Here is a 20,474-nt window from a genome sequence, read left to right as displayed (position 1 = left end):
TATGGAATTTATTGCAACACAATTGCATTTTTAGAAAGCGCCCTATGGCTTCCTTGCCCCCGCCTGCCGACCCGATTGATGCCCTGCTGTCTGCCCACGGCCTGCGCCGTACGGCCGCTGCCCGCCAAGTGCTGGGCTGGCTGCTGGCCCACCCGGACACCAGCTACACCCACGGCCAGCTGCAGATTGCACTGGCCGACGATGCCGAGGCTGCGCTGGACCGCGTGACGCTGTACCGCCTGATCGACCGGCTCACCCAGGTGGGCCTGCTGCTGTGCCGCGTGGACAGCCAGCGCGTGCGCCGCTACCAGGCCATGCCCACCAGCGTGCACGCCATCCCCCATTTCGAATGCCAAAGCTGCCACCGCGACAGCCCGCTGGCCGGCGCGCTCAAGGCCAATGCCAACGACCTGGAGAAGGCCGCGCAAACCGCGCTGGAAACGCTGGCGGCGTTGGGCTACCAGGGCATGAGCATGGACTTTGCGGTGCGGGGCGTGTGTGTGGATTGCGCTACCGGTGCCGCCGCATGATCCGCACGCAGGGGCTGGTCTATCGCTATGCGGGTGCTGAGGCTGCGCTGCAGTTTCCCGATGTGGACGTGGCGCAGGGCGTGGTGCTGCTGCTCAGCGGCCCTTCGGGCTGCGGAAAATCGACCTGGCTGGCGCTGGTGGCCGGGCTGGTAGCACCCACCACGGGCACGGTGGAGGTGGCCGGGCAGCCGCTACATGCTCTCAAATCTGTAGCTGCTGACGCATGGCGGGCGGGGGCTATCGGCTTTCTTCCTCAGAAATTGCACCTGAGCGCGGCACTCACCGTGCAGCAGAACCTTGCCATGGCGCAGTGGGCCGCGGGCCAGCCCGAAGACACCGTCGCCATCACCACGGCACTGCACGCACTGGGCGTGGCCGAGCTGGCGGGACGCAAGCCCGCACAGCTGTCGGGCGGGCAGGCGCAGCGTGTGGCGCTGGCGCGGGCCGTGCTGCTGCAGCCGCGCGTGTTGCTGGCCGACGAGCCCACCGCCAGCCTGGACGATGAAGCCGCGGCCGACGCCGTGGCGCTGTTGCTGGCCACCGCCCGCACCCATGGCGCCACGCTGGTGATTGCTACCCACGATGCGCGCGTGGCGGCGCTCATTCCCGCGGATGTTAATGGTCAAATCGGCTTCCAGCCCCTGCGTTTATTGCGTCAGCAGCTATTAAAAGAGGAGCAAACCGCATGAAAACCCTGCTGTTTGCCTGGCGCTACCTGTGGTCGCGCCCACTCGGCGCCGCACTCAATGTGCTGCTGCTGAGCCTGGGGCTGGCATCCATCACCTTTCTGCTCTTGGTGGGTGCGCAACTCAGCAAGGCGTTTGACCGCGATCTGGCGGGCATCGACGTGGTGGTGGGCGCCAAGGGCAGCCCCATGCAGCTCATCCTCTCGGGCGTATTGCATATCGATGTGCCGCCCGGCAATGTGCCGCTCAAGGCGGTGAAAGAGCTGGCCAAGAACCCGCTGGTGGCGCAGATCATCCCCATCAGCCTGGGCGATAACTTTGCGAGCTACCGCATCGTTGGCACCTCGCACGCCTACATGGACCACTACGGCGCCACACTGGCCCAAGGCCGCGCGTGGGACGCACCCATGCAGGTGGTGCTGGGCGCCACCACGGCGCGCAAGCTGGGCCTGCAGCTGGGGCAAAGCTTTGTCGGTTCGCACGGCCTAGGCGCGGGCGGCCACTTGCACGGCGATAACCCCTACACCGTGGTCGGCATTCTGGCGCCCAGCGGCAGTGTGCTGGACCGCCTCATCTTGACCGACACCGCCTCCGTGTGGAAGGTGCATGAGGACTACACGGCAGTGGACGACGATGACCGCAAGGTGATGGAAGAGGAGCGCGAAATCACCATGGCGCTCGTTAAGTACAAGACGCCCATGGCGGCACTGAGCTTTCCGCGCTATGTGAATACCAGCACCGAAATGCAGGCTGCCGCGCCGGCGGTCGAGATCAGCCGCCTGTTGCACATGCTGGGGCTGGGCACCGATGTGCTGCGCGCCTTTGCCGGTGTGCTGCTGCTGACTGCGGGCCTGAGCGTATTCATCGCGCTGTGGAGTGCCGTGCGCGAGCGCCGCGCCGACTTGGCGCTGCTGCGCATGCTGGGCGCGCCGCCGCACAAGGTGGCAGCGTTGTTACTCAGCGAAGCCTTGTGGCTGGGCCTGGTGGCCGCCGTGCTGGGCGTGCTGCTGGGGCAGGCCTGCACCGCTGCGCTGGCCTGGCTGCTGCAGCTGGACAACTCGCTGCTGATTGGTGGCGTAGTCTGGCCCGTGGAGCTGTGGATCGTGCCCGCGCTGGCGCTGGGCGTATCGCTGGTCTCGGCGCTGCTGCCGGCTATAGGCGCCTACCGCGTCAGCGTGCTGGAACTTTTGCAATCCCGATGAACCAACTGAAGAGGTATTTATGAAAAAAGCACTCCTAGCCCTCGTATTCCTTGCGCAAGTAGCTACGGTTTCCATAGCAAAGGAAAGCGCAGAAGACACCAAGCAAGACGTGTTGAAGCACCGCGCCATTGCCGCCGCACACCTGGCTGCAGCCACCTGCCGCGAGTCCGGCAAGGACGAAGACGTGTGCAACAAGGACCTGCAGGCCGCCTGCAAGGGCCTGGCAATTGGCAAGTTCTGCGGCATGAAGCACGAACACTGAGGGCGTAAACTAGGCCCGTTGGAGACCACACCATGAAACCCTTGGCCCGCGTGCTTGCCCTGTCCCTCAGCCTGGTGGCTGCGGTGGCGTCTGCCCAACTGAGCTCGCCCATGGGCGGCGCAGCCATCCCGCCCGGCGGTATTCCGCTGGGCAGCGGCCCTGGGGTGCATGGCCCCAACAGTCCGTTCGCCCCGCTGCAAGACCGCGCCGATGTGTTGCCCTGGTCGGTGCTGACTGCCGTGAAGACCAAGAACGAGAAGAATCGCCTCCTGCCGGTGTTCCCATCGGATGTGCAGGCGCTCAACAAGAAGAGCCAGCGCATCCAGGGCTTCATGATGCCGCTGGAGCCGGGGGAGAAGCAGAAGCACTTTTTGCTGAGCTCGGTGCCGCTGACCTGCGCCTTCTGCGTGCCCGGTGGGCCCGAGAGCATGGTGGAGGTGAAGACCAAAACCCCAGTCAAGTACTCGCTGGAGGCCGTGGTGGTGGAAGGCCAGTTTGCGGTGCTGAGCGACGACCCCTACGGCCTGTACTACCGCATCACCGACGCGGTGCCCGTGAAGTAAAGCGGTTACGCCGCGTATGGCCTTGGACCATCCGGTCGTCTCGTCCCTGTTGCCGGTGGTTCTGCTGATTGTGGTGGGGCTCATCACCGGCAAACTCAAACTGATCCGCCAGGAGGCGGTGCGCGATCTCTCCAACCTCGTGTTTCTGGTGCTGACGCAGGCGCTGCTGTTTCGCACCATGAGCAGCGTGCACATCGAGACGCTGGACTTTCGCCCCGTCTCGCTCTATTTCGCCGTGGCCGCAGGCCTGTTCACTGCGCTCTTGTTGATACAAGGCGCCAGCAGCCGCGCGGCGGTCATTGCGCTCTCGGGCACGTTCAGCAACACCGTGATGATCGGTATTCCGCTGGTCGGCCTGGCTTATGGCAAAGAGGCGCTGGTGCTGCTGTTTACGCTCATCTCTCTGCACGCGCTGGTGCTGCTGACCATGGCCACCGTGGTGTTGGAACTGCTGCACGCGCGTGAGCAGTCCAGGCACAGTGACGCGCCCGAGCGCCACCCGCTGGTCTCCATCGGCCTGGCCGTGCGCAACGCGGTGATTCACCCCGTGCCCATGCCCATCATTGCGGGCTTGCTGTTTGCGCAAACCGGCTGGACCCTGCCCGACGTGGTGGACCGGCCCCTGCTGTTGCTGGGCAACGCCTTTGGCCCGGTGGCGCTGGTACTGGTGGGCGTCACGCTGTCGCAGGCCTCCATCGGCCGACATCTGAAAGGCGCCCTGGTCGTGTCTGCGGTGAAGACCCTGCTGCACCCCGCGCTCATGGCGCTGGCGGGCTATGTGTTTGGCCTGCGCGGCATGTCGCTCACGGTGCTGGTGGTGGCGGCGTCGCTGCCCATCGGTGCCAATGTGTTCTTGTTCTCGCAGCGGTATCAAAAGGCGGAGGATCTGGTCACGGCCAGCGTGGCGGTGTCTACGTTGGTGGCCTTGGTCAGTGTGACCTTGGTGATGACGTTGGTGCCGTTGATTGCCTGAGCTTTTAAGTACCGTTTTTTTAACACCCACTCCCCCAGCCCCTCGCCCCGTCGGCGAGGGGAGTCTTAACAGCCGTATCTTGTTGTGTCGCGCCGGCTACGTTGCTACTGGCGGTGCTTTAGATCTGCGGTTTCTCTCCAAGGCCCACGCCTGCGTTGGAGGGTCTTCGGAGATGTAGGGTGGTCAACGCTGGCGGCTGCGCTCGCCAGTGGGGGGGGCGCAACCTGTTCGAGTTCGCCACAACCGTTGGTGCTGGCCGCAGAGCGAAATAACGGTGGCAACCTCACTGAATTAATTCCGTATTCGGCGCGCAGACACCAAATCGGCTGTTAAAGGCTCCCCTCGCCGACGGGGCGAGGGGCTGGGGGAGTGGGTGTTAAAAAAGCGGCGCAGCTGAACAAAAAAATTAGGGCGCAAGCCGCTCGCGCCGCCAGCCGCCGCTGTCTTCCAGCGTGTAGCGTAGCCGGTCATGCAGGCGGCTCCTGCGCCCTTGCCAGAACTGCCAGTTGTCCGGCTTGAGCCGGTAGCCGCCCCAGTGTGGAGGGCGCGGTGGCTTCAGTAAAAACTGCGCGGCGTACTTGGCGGCGTTGGTCACCAACACGCTGCGCCCTGAGATGACCTCGCTCTGTGGCGATGCCCACGCGCCAATGCGCGAATCCAGCGGGCGGCTGTGGAAGTAGGCGTCGCTTTCTTCTGGGCTCACCTTCTCCACCACACCCTCGATGCGCACCACGCGCTCTAGCTCCACCCAGTGGAACTGCAGGGCCGCGTACGGGTTGCCGGCCAGCTCGTGGCCCTTGCGGCTGTCGTAGTTGGTGTACCAGACGATGCCTTGCGCGTCATAGCCCTTGATCAGCACCACGCGGGTGCTGGGGCGCAAGTCGCTGCCCACGGTGGCCAGCGTCATGGCGTTGGGCTCGGGCACCTCGCCTTGAATAGCTTCTTTCAGCCATTGGTCAAACTGCTGCAGGGGGTCGGCGTGCGAGGCTTTTTCGTCCAGCTCGGCGCGCTCGTAGCTTTTGCGAAGGTCGGCGATAGAGGTCATGGGGCCAGTATAGGGAAGCCCGGTTTCAGGCGACTCCATGGGGTCATGCTTATTAGGGATTCCCCTTGCTGTGCTGGAGCCCGGCAGTGACTACGCTGTGTTGGCTAAGGCACCTTCAACAAGGAGACACCCCCATGAGCGTCAAATTCCAAGTCAATGGCAAGGCGGTAACCGCGAACGCAGAGCCTGATACCCCGCTGCTGTGGGTGATCCGCGATGAACTGGGCATGACCGGCACCAAGTTCGGTTGCGGTGCCGCACTCTGCGGGGCGTGCACGGTGCATGTCAATGGTGCGCCTGTGCGGTCCTGCCAGACGCCGCTGTCCACCGTTGCGGGCAAGAAGGTGGCCACCGTGGAGGGGCTGTCGCGCAACAACACCCACCCGCTGCAGGTGGCATGGATCAAGCACGACGTGCCGCAGTGTGGCTACTGTCAGTCGGGCCAGCTCATGAGTGCAGCGGCATTGCTCGCTGGCAACAAAAACCCCTCCGATGCGGACATCGACGCCGCCATGAGCGGCAACCTCTGCCGCTGCGGCACCTACCCCCGCATCAAGGCCGCCATCAAGGATGCGGCCTCCACGATGCGCAAAGTCTGAGGAGCAGCACCATGACCAAGATCCAAAACGCTTCGCGTCGCGACTTCCTCAAGACCTCCACCGCCCTGGCCGGCGGCGGCCTGCTCATGGGTATTGCAGTGCCCGGCGCGCTGCAGGCAGCCGGCACCGTGCACACGCCCAATGCCTGGGTGCATATTGCTGACGACAACACCATCACCCTGATTTCGGCGCGCTCGGAAATGGGGCAGGGCGTCTACACCTCCATGCCCATGCTGATTGCCGAAGAGCTCAACGTGGACCTGCGCAAGGTCAAGGTGCGCATTGCACCGCCCAACGCCAAGCTCTATGGCAACCCCTTGTTGGGTGGGCCGCAGCTCACTGGCGGATCGACCTCGGTGCGTGACGGCTGGGAGAAGCTGCGCATCGGTGGCGCCCAGGTGCGCGAAATGCTGATCAGCGCCGCCGCCAACCAATGGAATGTGGACCGCTCCACGCTGAAAGCGGTAGACGGCATGGTGATAGGCCCGAACGGCAAAAAGGCCAGCTACGGATCGCTGGCGGCCGACGCCTCCAAGCTACCGGTGCCGGAGAAGGTGAGCATCAAGGACCCCAAGGATTTCACCATCGTGGGCAAGCGCACCAAGCGTCTGGACACGCCCATGAAGGTCAACGGCACGGCCGAGTTCGGCATCGATGTGAAGCTGCCCGGCATGGTCTACGCGGCGCTGGAGCAGTGTCCGGTGATCGGCGGCAAGGTCAAGTCGTTTGATGCGGCCAAGGCCAAGACCATGCCCGGCGTTATTGCGGTGGTGGAGATCCCCGACGGTGTGGCCGTGGTGGCCAACAGCTGGTGGCGGGCCAACACCGCACGCAAGACCGTCAACATCACCTGGGACGAAGGTGCGGGCGCCACACTGAATGAAAAAGCCATGCTCGACAGCCTGCGCGGTGCGGCCAAGACCGGCACACCGATTCCGCTCAAGGCTGTGGGTGACCCGGACGCGGTGATTGCCGCGTCGGACAAAGTGGTGCGCGCCGAGTATGCGAGTCAACTGCTGTCGCACTCGCCACTGGAGCCCATGAACTTCACCGCCGACTACAACAACGGCAAGGTGCGCCTGATCGGCCCCACGCAGTGGCAGGACGCAGCGCAAAGCGCGATTGCTGCCGCTGTGGGTGTGAAGCCCGAAGACGTGAGTGTGGAGACCACCTTCCTGGGTGGCGGTTTTGGGCGGCGCATCGACATCGACTTCATCATCCAGGCCGCACAAATCTCCAAGGCCGTGGGCAAACCGGTCAAGCTGGTCTGGTCTCGTGAAGACGACATGACGCACGACTTCTACCGCCCGCAGGCCATCCACACCATGGCGGCGGCCCTGGGGGCCGATGGCAAGCCCAGCGCCATGACCTTCCGCCTGACTTCGCAGTCGGTCACCGGTCGCATCTTTGGCCTGCCTGCGCCGGTGCAGGACCCGCTGATGACCGAGGCCGCCGTGGCGGGTTACGAGATTCCAGCCTCGCGCCACGACGTGGTCAAGCACGATGCCGGCCTGCGCGTGGGCTACTGGCGCTCGGTCAGCCATGCGCTCAACGCCTTTGCCAACGAGAGCTTCATCGACGAACTGGCGATTGCCGCAGGCAAAGACCCCTACGCCTACCGCATGAGCCTGTTGGAGAAACAGCCCCGCTTTGCCAATGTGCTCAAGCTCGCGGCGGACAAGGCCGGCTGGGGCACTCCATTGCCTGCGGGCCGCTCGCGCGGTATCGCGCTGATGGAAGGCTACGACACCTACATGGCCCAGGTGGCCGAGATCAGCTTGGAGGGCGGGGCCGTCAAGGTGCACAAGATGACCGTTGCGGCCGATCTGGGCCGCATGGTGAACCCCGACACGGTGGAGGCGCAGATCCAGTCCAGCATCGTGTTTGGCCTGGGGGCCGCGACGATGCAGGAGATCACGCTGGTCAATGGCCGCGTGCAGCAGACCAACTTCAACACCTTCCCGCTGGTGCGCATGTACGAGGCACCGGTGATCGACATCACGCTAGTCAACAGCACCGAGAAGCCCGGCGGCATCGGCGAGCCCGCCACGGCCCTGGTGGCGCCCGCCATTGCGAATGCGGTGGCAGCGCTCACCGGCAAGCGTGTGCGCAAGCTGCCCATCAACGAAGCGGCGATCCGGGCCGCCTGAGCGGCCGAGTCGCTACAGTGCAGGTATGGAAAGTCTGGATTTAAGGGTGCTGGGGGACGCGCTGGCCTGGAAGCAGGCCGGTCACGCCGTCACGCTGGTGACGGTGGTGGAGACCTGGGGCAGCGCGCCGCGCCCGCCGGGGGCCTTGCTGGCTGTGCGCGACGATGGTGTGGTCAGCGGTTCGGTCTCTGGCGGCTGTGTGGAGGACGACCTGATCGCCCGCACCAAGGCCGCGTTGAACCAGCCGTCGGAGGCCTCGCCCCCTCATCCTTCCATGATGGCCTATGGCGTGAGCAAAGAAGAGGCCGCGCGCTTTGGCCTGCCCTGCGGCGGCACGCTGCGCCTGGTGCAGGAGCCGCTGCATGACACGGGCTGGATCCGCACGGTGCTGCAGCGCACGGCAGAGCACCAACTGGTGGCGCGCACGCTGACTTTGTCGACCGGTGCGGTCACACTGCACCCTGCGGCACGTGGCCAGGCCATGCAGTTTGACGGCTCCACGCTCACCACGCTGTTTGGCCCACGCTGGCGCCTGTTGCTCATCGGTGCGGGCCAGCTGTCACAGGCGGTGGCCCACATGGCAACGGCCCTGGACTTTGAGGTGCTGGTGTGTGACCCGCGCGAGGAATACGCCGCCGTGCTGGAGATGGCTGCTGTGCCCGGCGTGCGTCGGGTGGAGGGCATGCCGGACGACGTGGTGCGCAACCTGCAGCCAGACGCCCACACCGCCATCGTGGCACTCACCCACGACCCCAAGCTGGACGACATGGCCTTGCTGGAAGCGCTGGGCAGCGATGCGTTTTACGTGGGGGCACTGGGCTCGCGCCGCAACCAGGACGTACGCAAGCAGCGCCTGGCCGAACACTTTGACCTGACCGAGGCCCAACTGTCCCGTTTGCATGGCCCGGTGGGATTGAAGATTGGCGCACGCACCCCGGCCGAGATTGCCGTGTCCATCCTGGCCGAAATCATCCAGGTGAAAAACACGGTGGCCACGTCCGCCTTGGCCCACGCCGCTTCCAGCTGTGCTACCTGAGGCGCAGCGCCTGCCTGTGGTGCTGGTGCTGGCCTCGGGCCGGGGTGAGCGCTTTATCGCCTCGGGCGGCACCACCCACAAACTGCAGGCCGACCTGTGCGGCGCCACCGTGCTGCAACGCACGCTGGACGCAGTGCGTGCCAGCGGCCTGCGCTGGCACCTGGAAGACGCGGGCCACCCCGGCATGGGCGACAGCATTGCGGCCGCGGTGCGCGCCACGCGCGGTGCGACGGGGGGCTGGATGGTGCTGCCGGCGGACCTGCCGCTGTTACAACCCGACACCCTGGTTACCATCGCCCGCGCGCCCATGGCAGGGGAAGTTCTGGTACCGTGGTTTGAAGGCCAGCGGGGCCACCCGGTGCGCTTTGCGGCCAGCTGTGGTGATGCACTCGCTAATTTAATGGGAAATCAGGGTGCGGCCCCCGTCGTCTCTGCGCGAGTAGCTAGCAAAATGATAGTGACTGACGCGGGCTGTGTGCTGGACATTGACACCGTGGACGACCTGGAGCAGGCGCGTGCCGCGTGGCGGCAATTCCGTTAGTTCGTACCCGCCTGGTAACTCCGGCCATACACAAGCCTGTGTTTCCAAGTTACTATCAGAATCTGTAATTTAGTTACAAGAGCACCATGCCAGACACCACCCCATCCCCTGCCGCTTTGCACCCCGTTGTCGAGGCCGTTACCCGCCGCATCCGCGAGCGCAGTGTGGTTACCCGCACCGCCTACCTCGCCCAACTGGACCAGGCCGCCAACCGCAAACCCGGCGCCGACCGCATGGGCTGTGCCAACGTGGCCCACGCCTTTGCCGCCATGCCTGATGCCGACAAGACCCGCGTCACCGGCTTGGACAAGCTCAAGATCGTGGAAGAGAAGGGCGCCAACATCGGCGTCGTCAACGCCTACAACGACCTGCTCTCGGCCCACGCGCCGCTGCAGCACTACCCCGACCTCATCAAGGTGGAAGCCCGCAAGCACGGCGCCACGGCCCAGGTGGCCGGCGGCGTGCCCGCCATGTGCGATGGCGTGACCCAGGGCACACCGGGCATGGAGCTGAGCCTGTTCAGCCGAGACGCCATCGCCATGGCCACCGCTGTGTCGCTGAGCCACGATGTGTTTGATGCTGCGCTGATGCTGGGCGTGTGCGACAAGATCGTGCCCGGCTTGCTGATTGGGGCGCTGCACTTTGGCCACCTGCCCACCGTGTTTGTGCCCGCCGGCCCCATGACATCCGGCCTGCCCAACAACGAAAAAGCCAAGGTGCGCGAGAAAGCCGCCCAGGGCCTGGTGGGCCGCCCCGAGCTGCTGGCCGCCGAGAGCGCCGCCTACCACGGCGAAGGCACCTGCACCTTCTACGGTACGGCCAATAGCAACCAGATGCTGCTGGAGGCCATGGGCCTGCATGTGCCCGGCACTGCCTTCATCAACCCCGGCCAGGACGTGCGCCAGGAGCTGACCCGCGAAGCCGTGCGCACCGTGCTGGCCATCACCAAGGCCAAGCGTTTTGCACCGATTGGCAAAGTGGTGGACGAGCGCTGCATCGTCAACGCCATGGTGGCCCTGCTGGCCACCGGCGGCTCTACTAACCATTTGATCCACTGGGTGGCCGTGGCCCGTGCCGCCGGCATCGTCATCGACTGGAACGACTTTTCGGCCCTGTCCGATGTGGTGCCGCTGCTCAGCCGCGTGTACCCCAACGGCAGCGCCGATGTGAACCAGTTCCAGGCCGCGGGCGGCCCCGGCTATGTGATCCGCGAACTGCTGGACTTCGGCTTTATGCACGCCGATGTGCTGACCGTGCGCAGCGGTGGCCTGCGCGAGTTCACCGCCATTCCATCCGCCAAGGCCGACGGCGCCTTGCAGTGGACCGACCCCGGCGCCAGCAAGGACGAATCCGTGGTGCGCCCCGCCAGCGCACCCTTCAGCGCCAGCGGTGGCCTCAAGCTGCTCAAGGGCAACCTGGGCCGCAGCGTCATCAAAGTGTCCGCCGTGCCGGATGATCGCCACATCATCGAAGCACCATGCCGCGTGTTCGATTCGCAAGACGCGTTGCACAAGGCCTTCAGCGCCAACGAGCTGAACCACGACGTGATTTGCGTGGTGCGCTGGCAGGGCCCGCAGGCCAACGGCATGCCCGAGCTGCACAAGCTCACACCGCCGCTGGCCGTGTTGCAAGGCAAGGGCTTCCGCGTAGCGCTGGTCACCGACGGCCGCATGAGCGGCGCATCGGGCAAGGTGCCCGCCGCCATCCACGTGTCGCCCGAAGCGGCCGCCGGTGGCCCCTTGGCCAAGGTGCGTGATGGCGACATCATCCGTCTGGACGCGAATGCCGAAACCCTGCAAGTGCTGGTGAGCGACGCCGAATGGGCCGCCCGCCCACTGGACACCATGCCCGAAGAACTGCGTGCCGCCAACGGCATCGGTATGGGCCGCGAGCTGTTTGCCAACTTCCGCCGCAACGCATTGGCCGCCGAAGAAGGCGCCTGCACCTGGTTCTGAACCTAACAACTTACAACGTCGATCTGGAAATCTCCCTATGTCCAAAGCCCCCGCCTTTACCGCTCTGCAAGTGATGCAGGACGCCCCCGTCATTCCCGTTATCGTGTTGAACGATGTGGCCCACGCCGTGCCCATGGCCCGCGCCCTGGTGGCCGGCGGCGTGCGCATGCTGGAAGTGACGCTGCGTACCCCCCAGGCCCTGGCCTGCATGGAAGCCATTGCCCGTGATGTGCCCGAAGCCGTGGTCGGCGCCGGCACCGTGCGCAGCAAGGCCGACGCACAAGCCGCCGCCAACGCCGGCGCCCGCTTTGCCGTTAGCCCCGGCTACACCAGCGCTGTCGGCCAGGCCTGCCGTGACCTGGGCCTGTCGCTCTTGCCCGGTGTGGCCACCGGCAGCGAAATCATGATGGCGCAGGAAGATGGCTTCACCCAGCTCAAGTTCTTCCCCGCCATGCAAGCCGGCGGCCCAGCCATGCTTAAGGCCTGGAGTGGCCCGTTCTTTGACGTGAAGTTCTGCCCCACCGGCGGCGTGACGTTGCAAAACGCAACGGAGTTTTTGGCCCTGCCCAACGTGATCTGCGTAGGCGGTTCGTGGATCGTGCCGGCCGATGCGATGGTGAAGGGCGAGTGGGACAAGATCACGCAGCTGGCCAAGGACACGCAGGCGTTGCGGAAGTAAGGCGTGTTGGTGATTCAATAACAAGGGGGCTGAGGCTCCCTTTGTTATTGCGCGAGCAGCTATTATTTTTGTAGTGGATAGTGCTGCTGATGTAGAAGCAGCTCCAGATTCGAGAAATGAAATGTCAATCTAAAATCGAACAAAGCACGGAAGAAAAGCATGGATCTATGTGGCTTTTTTCGTCAGACGTGTTTCACTTTCATCATAGGTTGGACCTCTCATGCCGAGTCTCACCATCTTCCTCCGACAAGTCCGCAGTCGCTCGCTCGAACATCAGCGGGCAATGCGCCTTCTAGCCGAAGCCAGACTAGCCGGGCAAATGGTTTCTGTCCTGCGACAGGAACTGGACTCAATGGTTCGAGTGATCTATTTGCTTGCACAAGGTTCTGAGCGCCGGGATCTACTCATCGAGGCTTCCGTACGCGGAGAGAAATGGTCGCAAGCAACCTCGCGCGCCAAGGTGGCCGATAAGGAGATGGTTGACCTTGCGCAAACACTTCAAGGCTGGACGCAGTCTGTCTACAAGTTCGGGTGCGCGTTTATTCATCTGTCTGGGTTACACGACTACAACGACCGTGATCCACTCCTGCAATTACCCGTTGAAGAGCGCAGAGACATCCTTTCGCACTGTCGGAATTACCATGGCGGTCCAGATCCCAGTGCTGAAAGCTTCAATGATCTTGTTCAGTTTCTTCCGCGTGTCTTTGAGAAGATTGCAGGGAACCTTGAGTGCTACCTCAAGGCGCTGGAAAATGGCGAGGTTCTTAGCGTCTGCGACATCTGAAAAATCATGGCCGTCAATAGTTTTAGGCTGTGCTTAATTCTGACGCTAGGCTTTGCAAGCTAGAGCGTACTGACACCAACAACTTCAGGAGTCCCCATGTCTAAACTTCGCGTAGAAAGCTTCACCATCTCGCTGGACGGCTTCGGTGCCGGCCCTGACCAAGATCTGAACAACCCACTCGGTGTGGGCGGGACCTCCTTGCATGGTTGGGCGATACCGACGCGAACGTTTCAGAAGCATCTGTTTGGCAATGAGGGCGGAACCGTTGGCATCGACGAGGACTTTGCCCAGCGCGGCTTTCAGAACATGGGCGCCTGGATCATGGGGCGCAACATGTTTGGTCCTGTTCGCGGGCCCTGGCCGGATGAGAGCTGGCGCGGCTGGTGGGGCGAGAATCCCGTCTACCACGTGCCCGTGTTTGTGCTGACCAACCACGCGCGCCCGCCGCTGGTCATGGAGGGCGGCACGACCTTCCACTTTGTCACCGAAGGCCCGGAGGTCGCGCTGGAGCGCGCCCGAGCGGCGGCCGGGGGCAAAGACGTGCGGGTGGGTGGTGGCGTCAACACCATCCAGCAGTACCTGCGTCTGCGCCTCATCGACGAGATGCACATTGCCATCTCGCCAGTGTTGTTGGGGGCGGGGGAGCGGTTGTTCGAAGGCATCAACCTGCCTGCTTTGGGCTACGCTTGCACCCGGCACGAAAGTTCACCACTGGCCACACACGTGGTTTTTACGCGGCAGTGATCACGGTAACGCTAACCCAAGGAGAATGCCCATGACCCCCAAGAACACGATTTGTATCTGGTACGACGGCGGCGCACTGGAGGCCGCTGAGTTCTATGCCAAGACTTTCCCCAACAGCACCGTAGGTGCAGTGCATTACGCCCCCGGTGACTACCCCATGGGCAAGCAAGGCAATGTGCTCACGGTGGAGTTCACTGTGATGGGCATTCCGTGCCTGGGCCTCAATGGCGGGCCGATGTTCAAGCACACCGAGGCCTTTTCGTTCCAGGTGGCAGTGGACGACCAGGAAGAGACGGACCGCCTGTGGAATGCCATCGTGGGCAACGGCGGCCAGGAGAGCCAATGCGGCTGGTGCAAGGACAAATGGGGTCTGTCGTGGCAGATCACGCCGCGCGCCCTGACAGACGCCATGGCGGACCCGGATCGTGCCGCCGCCAAACGGGTGTTCGAGGCGATGATGGAGATGGGCAAGATCGACATCGCCAAGATTGAAGCCGCTCGGCGCGGCTGACGTGATGGCTGCCATGGCGCATGGCAACAGCAGAAAGGCACCGCAGATGCAATCTTCAGACACTCCCACCCTGTACGAATGGCTGGGTGGAATCGATACGCTCAATCGCCTGACGACTCGCTTTTATGAGCATGTGAACCAGGACGAACTCCTCAAACCCGTTTTTGCCCATATGGGTGCGGACCACCCTGAACACGTGGCAGCATTTCTGGGCGAGGTTCTCGGTGGTCCTGCCGTTTACTCGGAGCAGCATGGTGGCCATCCACACATGATTCAGCAACATCTGAATCGCCACCTGACGCAGGACAAGAGGCGTCGCTGGGTCGCCCTGCTTCTCGCAACCGCGGATGAGCTGGGGTTGCCGGACGATCCAGAGTTCAGGTCTGCACTGGTGGGCTACCTGGAATGGGGCTCCAGACTGGCGGTTATCAATTCCCAGCCAGGTGTCACCGTGGATGAAAACGCACCGATGCCCCAGTGGGGCTGGGGAGAAGTCAAGGGGCCGTACAAGGGCTGAGTTTTTGCGTAGCAGGGCCCGGCACTTCAGTCGTTCCTTGAATAAAGCACTGTATTCATATACAGTGCTTTATTCAATACGAAAGGCTAAAAATGCTACGAGGTAGTTGCTGCTGTGGAGCCATCCAGTTCACGTTGTCGAGTCCCCCCACCATGATGGGTACCTGCCACTGCACACGCTGCCGAAAAAGCGGTGCCAGTACATTTGTGTTCGTCAAGCGCGATGCATTCGAACTTCTTTCCGGTGCAGGCGCCATCACCACCTACCAACCAGACGCGCCCTACAAGTACCACCGTTGCTTCTGCTCACATTGCGGAACGTCACTGGGCGAAGTCACATCCAGCGCGGCATCTTTTCCGGTGGCGGCCAACTGTTTCGATGACGCCTTGGATATCAAAAATCAGTTTCATGAATTCGTCGCAGAGAAACCAGATTGGTATGGCATTTGTGATGAGGCCAAGCAGTTTGTAGGGCATCCCCACCAGTAATTGCATGGGCACGGGTGGCGTGGTCTTCAAGCCATCCGCCACCCCATCCACAAGGTCCACACCGCGGTCAGCACCAGCAACCCGCCCAGCCAATGGCTGAATGTGGTTTGGCTTTTCGAGCTTCCACGTAACCACACGCGCAACTGCGCAGCCGCCAGCGCCACGCCGCCATACACGGCAATTTGCGCCGCAGCGGTGATAGCGCCCAGGGCGGCGGACTGGGCTGCAACGTTGCCCAGCTGCGGTCGGATGAACTGCGGAAACACGGCCAACATGAAGATGTAGGCCTTGGGGTTCATGAGGCAGGTGAGGGTGGCGCGCAGGAAGGTGCTGTGCAAGGGCCGCGAGGGCTGGTCTTGCACGTCGGACAGTGCCTGTGTGTTGCGCAGCAGGCCGTAGCCCATCCACGCCACATACAGGCTGCCAGCCAGCAGCAGGGCATTAAACGCCATGGGGAAGTGCTGCAGCAGCAGGCCCACACCCAGCGCACCCATGGCCACATGCACCATGCCGCCCAGCACGATGCCCGCCACGGCCGCAGCGCCGGAGCGCCGGCCGTCCACCAGCGTGCTGGCCAGCACGAAGGCCATGTCCATGCCCGGCAGTACCACGATGCCTGCCACCAAAACTGCATAAAGCCAAAGGTGTTCCATCTCGATTCCTTGTTAATTGCTGAAGATGGGTGTGAGTGTGTGCGGCAATAGTTGCCACCGAATGTCAGCTTTTAGCGATACGATGCAGATATGCGTGCTAGTCGCCTTTTGACCATCCAGATGCTTTTGCAAACCCGTGGGCGCATGAGCGCGCAGGCGCTGGCCGAGGTGCTGGAGGTATCGGTGCGCACGCTGTACCGCGATGTGGACCAGCTCACGGCGGCGGGTGTGCCCATCTATGCGGAGCAGGGCCGCAACGGCGGCTTTCAGTTGGTGGAGGGGTGGAAGACCACGCTCACGGGCTTTACGGCGTCGGAGTCACAAGCCGTGTTCATGAGTGGGCTGGCCGGCCCCGCGGCCGAGCTGGGCCTGGGCCAGCAGGTGGTGGATGCGCAGCTCAAGCTCATGAGCGCGCTGCCCGCACACCAGCGCGACGATGCGCAGCGTGTGCAGTCCCGTTTTCACCTGGACCCGGCCGACTGGTACCGCGAGGCAGACCCCGTGCCGCATCTGGCCACGGTGGCCGCAGCCGTGTGGCAAGACCGGCAGCTAAGCCTGCGCTACGACAGCTGGAAGGCCGAGGTGCGGCGCACCGTGCACCCGCTGGGGCTGGTACTGAAGGCAGGCGTTTGGTACCTGGTGGCTACCAGTGACGCCAAGCCGCGCACCTACCGCATCTCCAATATCCTGGGCGCCGAGCTGCTGGACAAGGCCAGCACGTGGCCCAAGCGCTTTGATCTGCCAGCCTATTGGACCGAATCCATCCAGCGCTTTGAGGCCGAGCTGTACCAAGGCCACGCCGTGGTGCAGGCTACTGCCCAAGGCGTGAAGCAGTTGCGCCAGCTCAGCAGCGCGGTGGCCAAGGCCGTGGCGGCGCAGGCACCTTCCGCACAGTCCGGCAAGACGGTGCGCATCAAGATCCCGATAGAAACGATGGACAACGCCAGCTACCAACTGCTGCGCATGGCACCCGATGTGGAGGTAGTGTCGCCCGTGGCCCTGCGTCGGGCCATAGGGCTGCGCCTGAAAGCGATTCAAGCCTGCTATGCGGGCGATTGATAAGGAAATTGGCCTCTAGCCCCCGTAGATATTGCGCAAGCAGCTATCAGTTTGATAGTGAATAGGCGCAGCACAACCTCGCTTTGAGCGACTATGTTCGGTAACGCACTTACGTGCGGGGGAGGGAGGCGTAGGGTCGGTCCACTGTCTGTGCGCCAAACCACATACCCACGGGGCTTCCAACCGTGGGACCCGATCGGCGCAGCGAACGGACAACGCACCCCACCACGGAAGCATCCATGTCAGAACCATTCCCCCAGGCGCCCGACAGCGGTGCCTTGTCGGCTTTGAACCCGACCCACGAGTGGTTGCGGCAGGAGGCCTGGCTCAAGACCGGGGCCTTGCAGAGCGCCATCCTCACCAGCGCCAATTTCTCCATCATTGCGACCGACGAGAAGGGCATCATCCAGCTCTTCAACGTGGGGGCGGAGCGCAAGCTAGGCTACTTGGCGGCGGAGGTGGTCAACAAGATCAAGCCCAGCGATATCCAGGACCCGTTGGAGGTGATTGCCCGCGCGCAGGCGCTGAGCGCCGAACTGGGAACCACCATTGCCCCGGGCTTTGAGGCCCTGGCGTTCAAAGCCTCGCGTGGCATTGAGGATATCTACGAGCTGACCTTCATCTGCAAGGACCGCAGCAGCTTTCCGGCCATTGCGTCCATCACCGCGCTGCGCAATGAGTATGAAGACATCATTGGCTACCTGCTGATCGCCACCGACAACTCCGTCAGAAAGCAGGTGGAGGCGAACTTGAAGCTGGCGATGGCGGCCGCGGAGCAGGCCAATCTGGCCAAGTCGGATTTTTTGTCGGGCATGAGCCATGAGCTGCGCACCCCGCTGAGCGCGATTTTGGGGTTTGCGCAGCTCATCGAATCGGGGATGCCGCCGCCCACGGTGTCGCAGAAACGCAGCCTGGACCAGATCCTCAACGCGGGCTGGTACCTGCTCAAGCTGATCAACGAAATCCTGGACCTGGCGCTGATTGAGTCTGGGCGTTTGTCACTGTCACCCGAGCAGGTGGCCCTGCGCGAGGTGCTGCAGGAGTGCGAAACCATGTGCGAGCCGCAGGCGGCGAAGCGCAGCGTGCAGATGCACTTTCCGCTGGTCAGCACCCACTACTGTGTGCGCGCCGACCGCACCCGGGTCAAGCAGGTGGTGATCAACCTGTTGTCTAACGCTATCAAGTACAACCGCATCGGCGGCCGCGTGACGCTGACCTGTACTGCGCTGTCGACAGAGCGGATTCGCATCGCCATTGAGGACACCGGGGAGGGGCTGACGGGTGAGCAGCTGGCCAAGCTGTTCCAGCCCTTCAACCGCCTGGGCCAGGAGGCCAGCGCCGAGGAAGGGACCGGCATTGGCCTGGTGATGACCAAGCGCCTGGTGGAGTTGATGGGCGGCAGCATTGGCGTGGAAAGCACGGTGGGCCGGGGCAGGGTGTTCTGGTTCGAGCTGAACCTCACCAGTGAACGGTTGCTGGATGCCCACAGCCCCGAACTGGATAGCGTGGTGGTCCCGCCCCCGTCGGACCAGGTCAATGCCTATACCTTGCTGTATGTGGAGGACAACCCCGCCAACCTGCTGTTGGTGCAGGAGCTGATGGCACGGCGACCCGATATCCGCCTGCTCAGTGCCTCGGATGGTTTGCATGGCATTGCCATGGCGCGCGCGTCGCAGCCAGACCTCATCCTGATGGACATCAATCTGCCGGGCCTGAGCGGCATCAAGGCCATGAAGATTTTGGCGAACGACCCCGCCACGGCCCACATTCTGGTGATTGCGCTGAGCGCCAATGCCATCCCGCGCGACATTGAGCGCGGGTTGGAGGCCGGATTCTTCCGCTACCTCACCAAGCCGATCAAGGTCAATGAGTTCATGGACACTCTGGACATGTCGTTGAAAGTGGCAAAAACACGCATGGGAGCGAATAAGAACGAGAAACAGGAACAGACACCATGATCAGTACAGCAGAAATTTTGGCCGCACATATTTTGATAGTGGATGACCAGCAGCCCAATGTGGCACTGCTGGAGCAACTGTTGCAGAACGCGGGCTACACCCACGTGACCTCAACCTCCAACCCGCGCGAGGTGTGTGGCCTGCACCGCGACAACACGTACGACCTGATCCTGCTGGATTTGCAGATGCCAGGCATGGACGGCTTCCAGGTGATGGAGGGGCTCAAGGCCAACGTGGCCGACAGCTACCTGCCGGTGATTGTGCTGACCGCACAGCCGGGCCACAAACTGCGCGCGCTGCAGGCGGGGGCCAAGGACTTCATTAGCAAGCCCTTTGACCTGGTAGAGGTGAAGATACGCATCCACAACATGCTGGAAGTGCGGCTGCTCTACCAGCAACTGGGCGCGTTCAATACGGCGCTGGAATCCGCCGTCCAGCGCAGAACGCAGGAACTGCAGGAAAGCGAGGCGCGCTACCGCAGCCTGACGGAGCTGGCATCCGACTGGTACTGGGAGCAGGACGAGCATGGGGTGTTCACCAAAGTCTCTGGCCCAGTGCTGGACATGCTGGGCATCCAGGTGGACACCCTGCTGGGCGACTCGGTTGGTGCGCCCTCAGAGGGATGGGATGCGGGGGAGCGTGCCGCGCTGCAGGAGAAGATTGCCGCGCGCCAGCCTTTCTTGGACTTTCTGTTCCACCGTGTCCACCCCAATGGCCTGCGCCAGCAGTTCCGGGTGAGCGGGGAGCCGATGTTCGACCGCTCCTGCACGCTCATTGGGTACCGCGGTATCGGTGTTGAAGTGCGCTATGACGCCACAGCATGAGCCGCGCAACAACCAGCTTCTGGCCGCGTTGCCCGCGGCCGACTTTGCGCGCATTGCCGATGATTTGGAGCTGATTGCGCTGCGGCTGGGGGCCACGCTGTACGAGCCGGGCGGGCAGTTGCAGCACGCCTACTTCCCCACCACCGCCATCGCCTCCTTGCACTACGTGACCGAGTCGGGTGCCATGGCCGAAAGTGCCAGTGTGGGCAACGAGGGGGTGGTGGGGTTCTCGCTGTTCATGGGGGGCAACACCACCAACAGTTCTGCGGTGGTCATGACGCAGGGGCATGCCTACCGTCTCGCGGGTCATCTACTCAGGGCAGAGTTCCACCGCGCGGAGTCTTTGCAGCGCTTGCTGTTGCGCCACACCCAGGCGTTGATTACCCAGGTGGCACAAACCTCGGTGTGCAACCGCCACCACAGTGTGGAGCAGCAGCTGTGCCGCTGGCTTTTAATGACGCTGGACCGCCATCCCGGGCGTGAACTGGTCATGACGCAGGAGCTGGTCTCCAATATGCTGGGCGTGCGGCGGGAGAGCGTGACGGAGGCCGCGAGCCGCTTGCAGCAGGTGGGCTACATCCGCTACCGGCGTGGGCACATTGCGGTGCTGGACCGGCACGGGCTGGAGTCACGCGCGTGTGAATGCTATGCCGTGGTCAAAAACGAATTGACCCGCCTCTTGCCGGATATGCGCCGCAGTCCAAGCAACTAATAG

23 protein-coding genes are annotated in these 20,474 nt (G+C 63.3%); 21 read left to right on the top strand and 2 right to left on the bottom strand.

Annotation, left to right across the window (positions count from 1 at the left end; all coding sequences use genetic code 11):
- Positions 1–44: 44 nt before the first annotated feature.
- The 6 genes from AC1DZ5_RS00350 to AC1DZ5_RS00325 are packed head-to-tail and all read left to right on the top strand — an operon-like array spanning position 45 to position 4,216.
- Entirely contained in the window at positions 45–530 is a 486-nt protein-coding gene (locus AC1DZ5_RS00350; protein WP_477884906.1) for a Fur family transcriptional regulator, read from the top strand.
- Positions 527–1,219 (top strand): ABC transporter ATP-binding protein, encoded by a 693-nt coding sequence (locus AC1DZ5_RS00345; protein WP_477884904.1) that lies wholly within the window; start codon positions 527–529, stop codon positions 1,217–1,219. The genes AC1DZ5_RS00350 and AC1DZ5_RS00345 overlap by 4 nt, the downstream gene beginning before the upstream one ends.
- Positions 1,216–2,418, top strand: a complete 1,203-nt coding sequence (locus AC1DZ5_RS00340; protein WP_477884902.1) for an ABC transporter permease — start codon at positions 1,216–1,218, stop codon at positions 2,416–2,418. Before AC1DZ5_RS00345 ends, AC1DZ5_RS00340 begins: the two co-directional genes overlap by 4 nt.
- Before the next feature lie 19 nt (positions 2,419–2,437).
- On the top strand, positions 2,438–2,680 hold the full coding sequence (locus AC1DZ5_RS00335; RefSeq protein WP_477884900.1) for a hypothetical protein: 243 nt from the start codon (positions 2,438–2,440) through the stop codon (positions 2,678–2,680).
- Between the two features lie 32 nt (positions 2,681–2,712).
- Complete coding sequence (locus AC1DZ5_RS00330; RefSeq protein WP_477884898.1) at positions 2,713–3,243, top strand: DUF3299 domain-containing protein; 531 nt, start codon at positions 2,713–2,715, stop codon at positions 3,241–3,243.
- Between the two features lie 16 nt (positions 3,244–3,259).
- Complete coding sequence (locus AC1DZ5_RS00325; protein WP_477884896.1) at positions 3,260–4,216, top strand: AEC family transporter; 957 nt, start codon at positions 3,260–3,262, stop codon at positions 4,214–4,216.
- A gap of 406 nt (positions 4,217–4,622) precedes the next feature.
- Here the strand turns inward: AC1DZ5_RS00325 and pdxH are convergent, their stop codons facing one another.
- Complete coding sequence (gene pdxH, locus AC1DZ5_RS00320; protein WP_477884894.1) at positions 4,623–5,261, bottom strand: pyridoxamine 5'-phosphate oxidase; 639 nt, start codon at positions 5,259–5,261, stop codon at positions 4,623–4,625.
- A 134-nt stretch (positions 5,262–5,395) separates the two neighbouring features.
- Here pdxH and AC1DZ5_RS00315 point away from each other — a divergent pair, with 134 nt between their 5' ends.
- The 11 genes from AC1DZ5_RS00315 to AC1DZ5_RS00265 all read left to right on the top strand — a co-directional run bounded on the left by AC1DZ5_RS00315 (position 5,396) and on the right by AC1DZ5_RS00265 (position 15,265).
- Positions 5,396–5,860 (top strand): (2Fe-2S)-binding protein, encoded by a 465-nt coding sequence (locus AC1DZ5_RS00315; RefSeq protein ID WP_477884892.1) that lies wholly within the window; start codon positions 5,396–5,398, stop codon positions 5,858–5,860.
- An 11-nt stretch (positions 5,861–5,871) separates the two neighbouring features.
- Complete coding sequence (locus tag AC1DZ5_RS00310; protein ID WP_477884890.1) at positions 5,872–8,010, top strand: xanthine dehydrogenase family protein molybdopterin-binding subunit; 2,139 nt, start codon at positions 5,872–5,874, stop codon at positions 8,008–8,010.
- A gap of 25 nt (positions 8,011–8,035) precedes the next feature.
- Positions 8,036–9,046 (top strand): XdhC family protein, encoded by a 1,011-nt coding sequence (locus tag AC1DZ5_RS00305; RefSeq protein WP_477884888.1) that lies wholly within the window; start codon positions 8,036–8,038, stop codon positions 9,044–9,046.
- Positions 9,036–9,587 (top strand): nucleotidyltransferase family protein, encoded by a 552-nt coding sequence (locus AC1DZ5_RS00300; RefSeq protein ID WP_477884886.1) that lies wholly within the window; start codon positions 9,036–9,038, stop codon positions 9,585–9,587. The genes AC1DZ5_RS00305 and AC1DZ5_RS00300 overlap by 11 nt, the downstream gene beginning before the upstream one ends.
- 86 nt (positions 9,588–9,673) lie before the next feature.
- Positions 9,674–11,542 (top strand): phosphogluconate dehydratase, encoded by a 1,869-nt coding sequence (gene edd, locus AC1DZ5_RS00295; RefSeq protein WP_477884884.1) that lies wholly within the window; start codon positions 9,674–9,676, stop codon positions 11,540–11,542.
- Positions 11,543–11,579: 37 nt separating this feature from the next.
- On the top strand, positions 11,580–12,221 hold the full coding sequence (gene eda, locus AC1DZ5_RS00290) for a bifunctional 4-hydroxy-2-oxoglutarate aldolase/2-dehydro-3-deoxy-phosphogluconate aldolase (protein ID WP_477884882.1): 642 nt from the start codon (positions 11,580–11,582) through the stop codon (positions 12,219–12,221).
- Positions 12,222–12,441: 220 nt separating this feature from the next.
- A complete protein-coding gene (locus AC1DZ5_RS00285) occupies positions 12,442–13,005 on the top strand; it encodes a hypothetical protein (protein ID WP_477884880.1) in 564 nt (187 codons plus the stop codon).
- Between the two features lie 96 nt (positions 13,006–13,101).
- Positions 13,102–13,749: a dihydrofolate reductase family protein gene (locus AC1DZ5_RS00280; protein ID WP_477884878.1), complete on the top strand. Its 648-nt coding sequence runs from the start codon at positions 13,102–13,104 to the stop codon at positions 13,747–13,749.
- Positions 13,750–13,780: 31 nt separating this feature from the next.
- A complete protein-coding gene (locus AC1DZ5_RS00275) occupies positions 13,781–14,260 on the top strand; it encodes a VOC family protein (protein WP_477884876.1) in 480 nt (159 codons plus the stop codon).
- Between the two features lie 4 nt (positions 14,261–14,264).
- Positions 14,265–14,777 (top strand): group II truncated hemoglobin, encoded by a 513-nt coding sequence (locus tag AC1DZ5_RS00270; protein ID WP_477884874.1) that lies wholly within the window; start codon positions 14,265–14,267, stop codon positions 14,775–14,777.
- A gap of 92 nt (positions 14,778–14,869) precedes the next feature.
- Complete coding sequence (locus tag AC1DZ5_RS00265) at positions 14,870–15,265, top strand: GFA family protein (RefSeq protein ID WP_477884872.1); 396 nt, start codon at positions 14,870–14,872, stop codon at positions 15,263–15,265.
- 26 nt (positions 15,266–15,291) lie between these two features.
- Here the strand turns inward: AC1DZ5_RS00265 and AC1DZ5_RS00260 are convergent, their stop codons facing one another.
- Positions 15,292–15,918: a LysE family translocator gene (locus AC1DZ5_RS00260; RefSeq protein ID WP_477884870.1), complete on the bottom strand. Its 627-nt coding sequence runs from the start codon at positions 15,916–15,918 to the stop codon at positions 15,292–15,294.
- A gap of 90 nt (positions 15,919–16,008) precedes the next feature.
- Here AC1DZ5_RS00260 and AC1DZ5_RS00255 point away from each other — a divergent pair, with 90 nt between their 5' ends.
- The 4 genes from AC1DZ5_RS00255 to AC1DZ5_RS00240 all read left to right on the top strand — a co-directional run bounded on the left by AC1DZ5_RS00255 (position 16,009) and on the right by AC1DZ5_RS00240 (position 20,471).
- A complete protein-coding gene (locus AC1DZ5_RS00255; RefSeq protein ID WP_477884868.1) occupies positions 16,009–16,977 on the top strand; it encodes a helix-turn-helix transcriptional regulator in 969 nt (322 codons plus the stop codon).
- 239 nt (positions 16,978–17,216) lie between these two features.
- Complete coding sequence (locus AC1DZ5_RS00250) at positions 17,217–18,935, top strand: hybrid sensor histidine kinase/response regulator (RefSeq protein WP_477884866.1); 1,719 nt, start codon at positions 17,217–17,219, stop codon at positions 18,933–18,935.
- Positions 18,932–19,759, top strand: a complete 828-nt coding sequence (locus AC1DZ5_RS00245; protein ID WP_477884864.1) for a response regulator — start codon at positions 18,932–18,934, stop codon at positions 19,757–19,759. Before AC1DZ5_RS00250 ends, AC1DZ5_RS00245 begins: the two co-directional genes overlap by 4 nt.
- On the top strand, positions 19,743–20,471 hold the full coding sequence (locus AC1DZ5_RS00240) for a Crp/Fnr family transcriptional regulator (RefSeq protein WP_477884862.1): 729 nt from the start codon (positions 19,743–19,745) through the stop codon (positions 20,469–20,471). Before AC1DZ5_RS00245 ends, AC1DZ5_RS00240 begins: the two co-directional genes overlap by 17 nt.
- The last annotated feature ends 3 nt before the right edge of the window (positions 20,472–20,474 follow it).

Source organism: Rhodoferax sp. P1_F3 (assembly GCF_056405715.1).
This window is presented reverse-complemented; position numbering and strand designations above follow the sequence as displayed.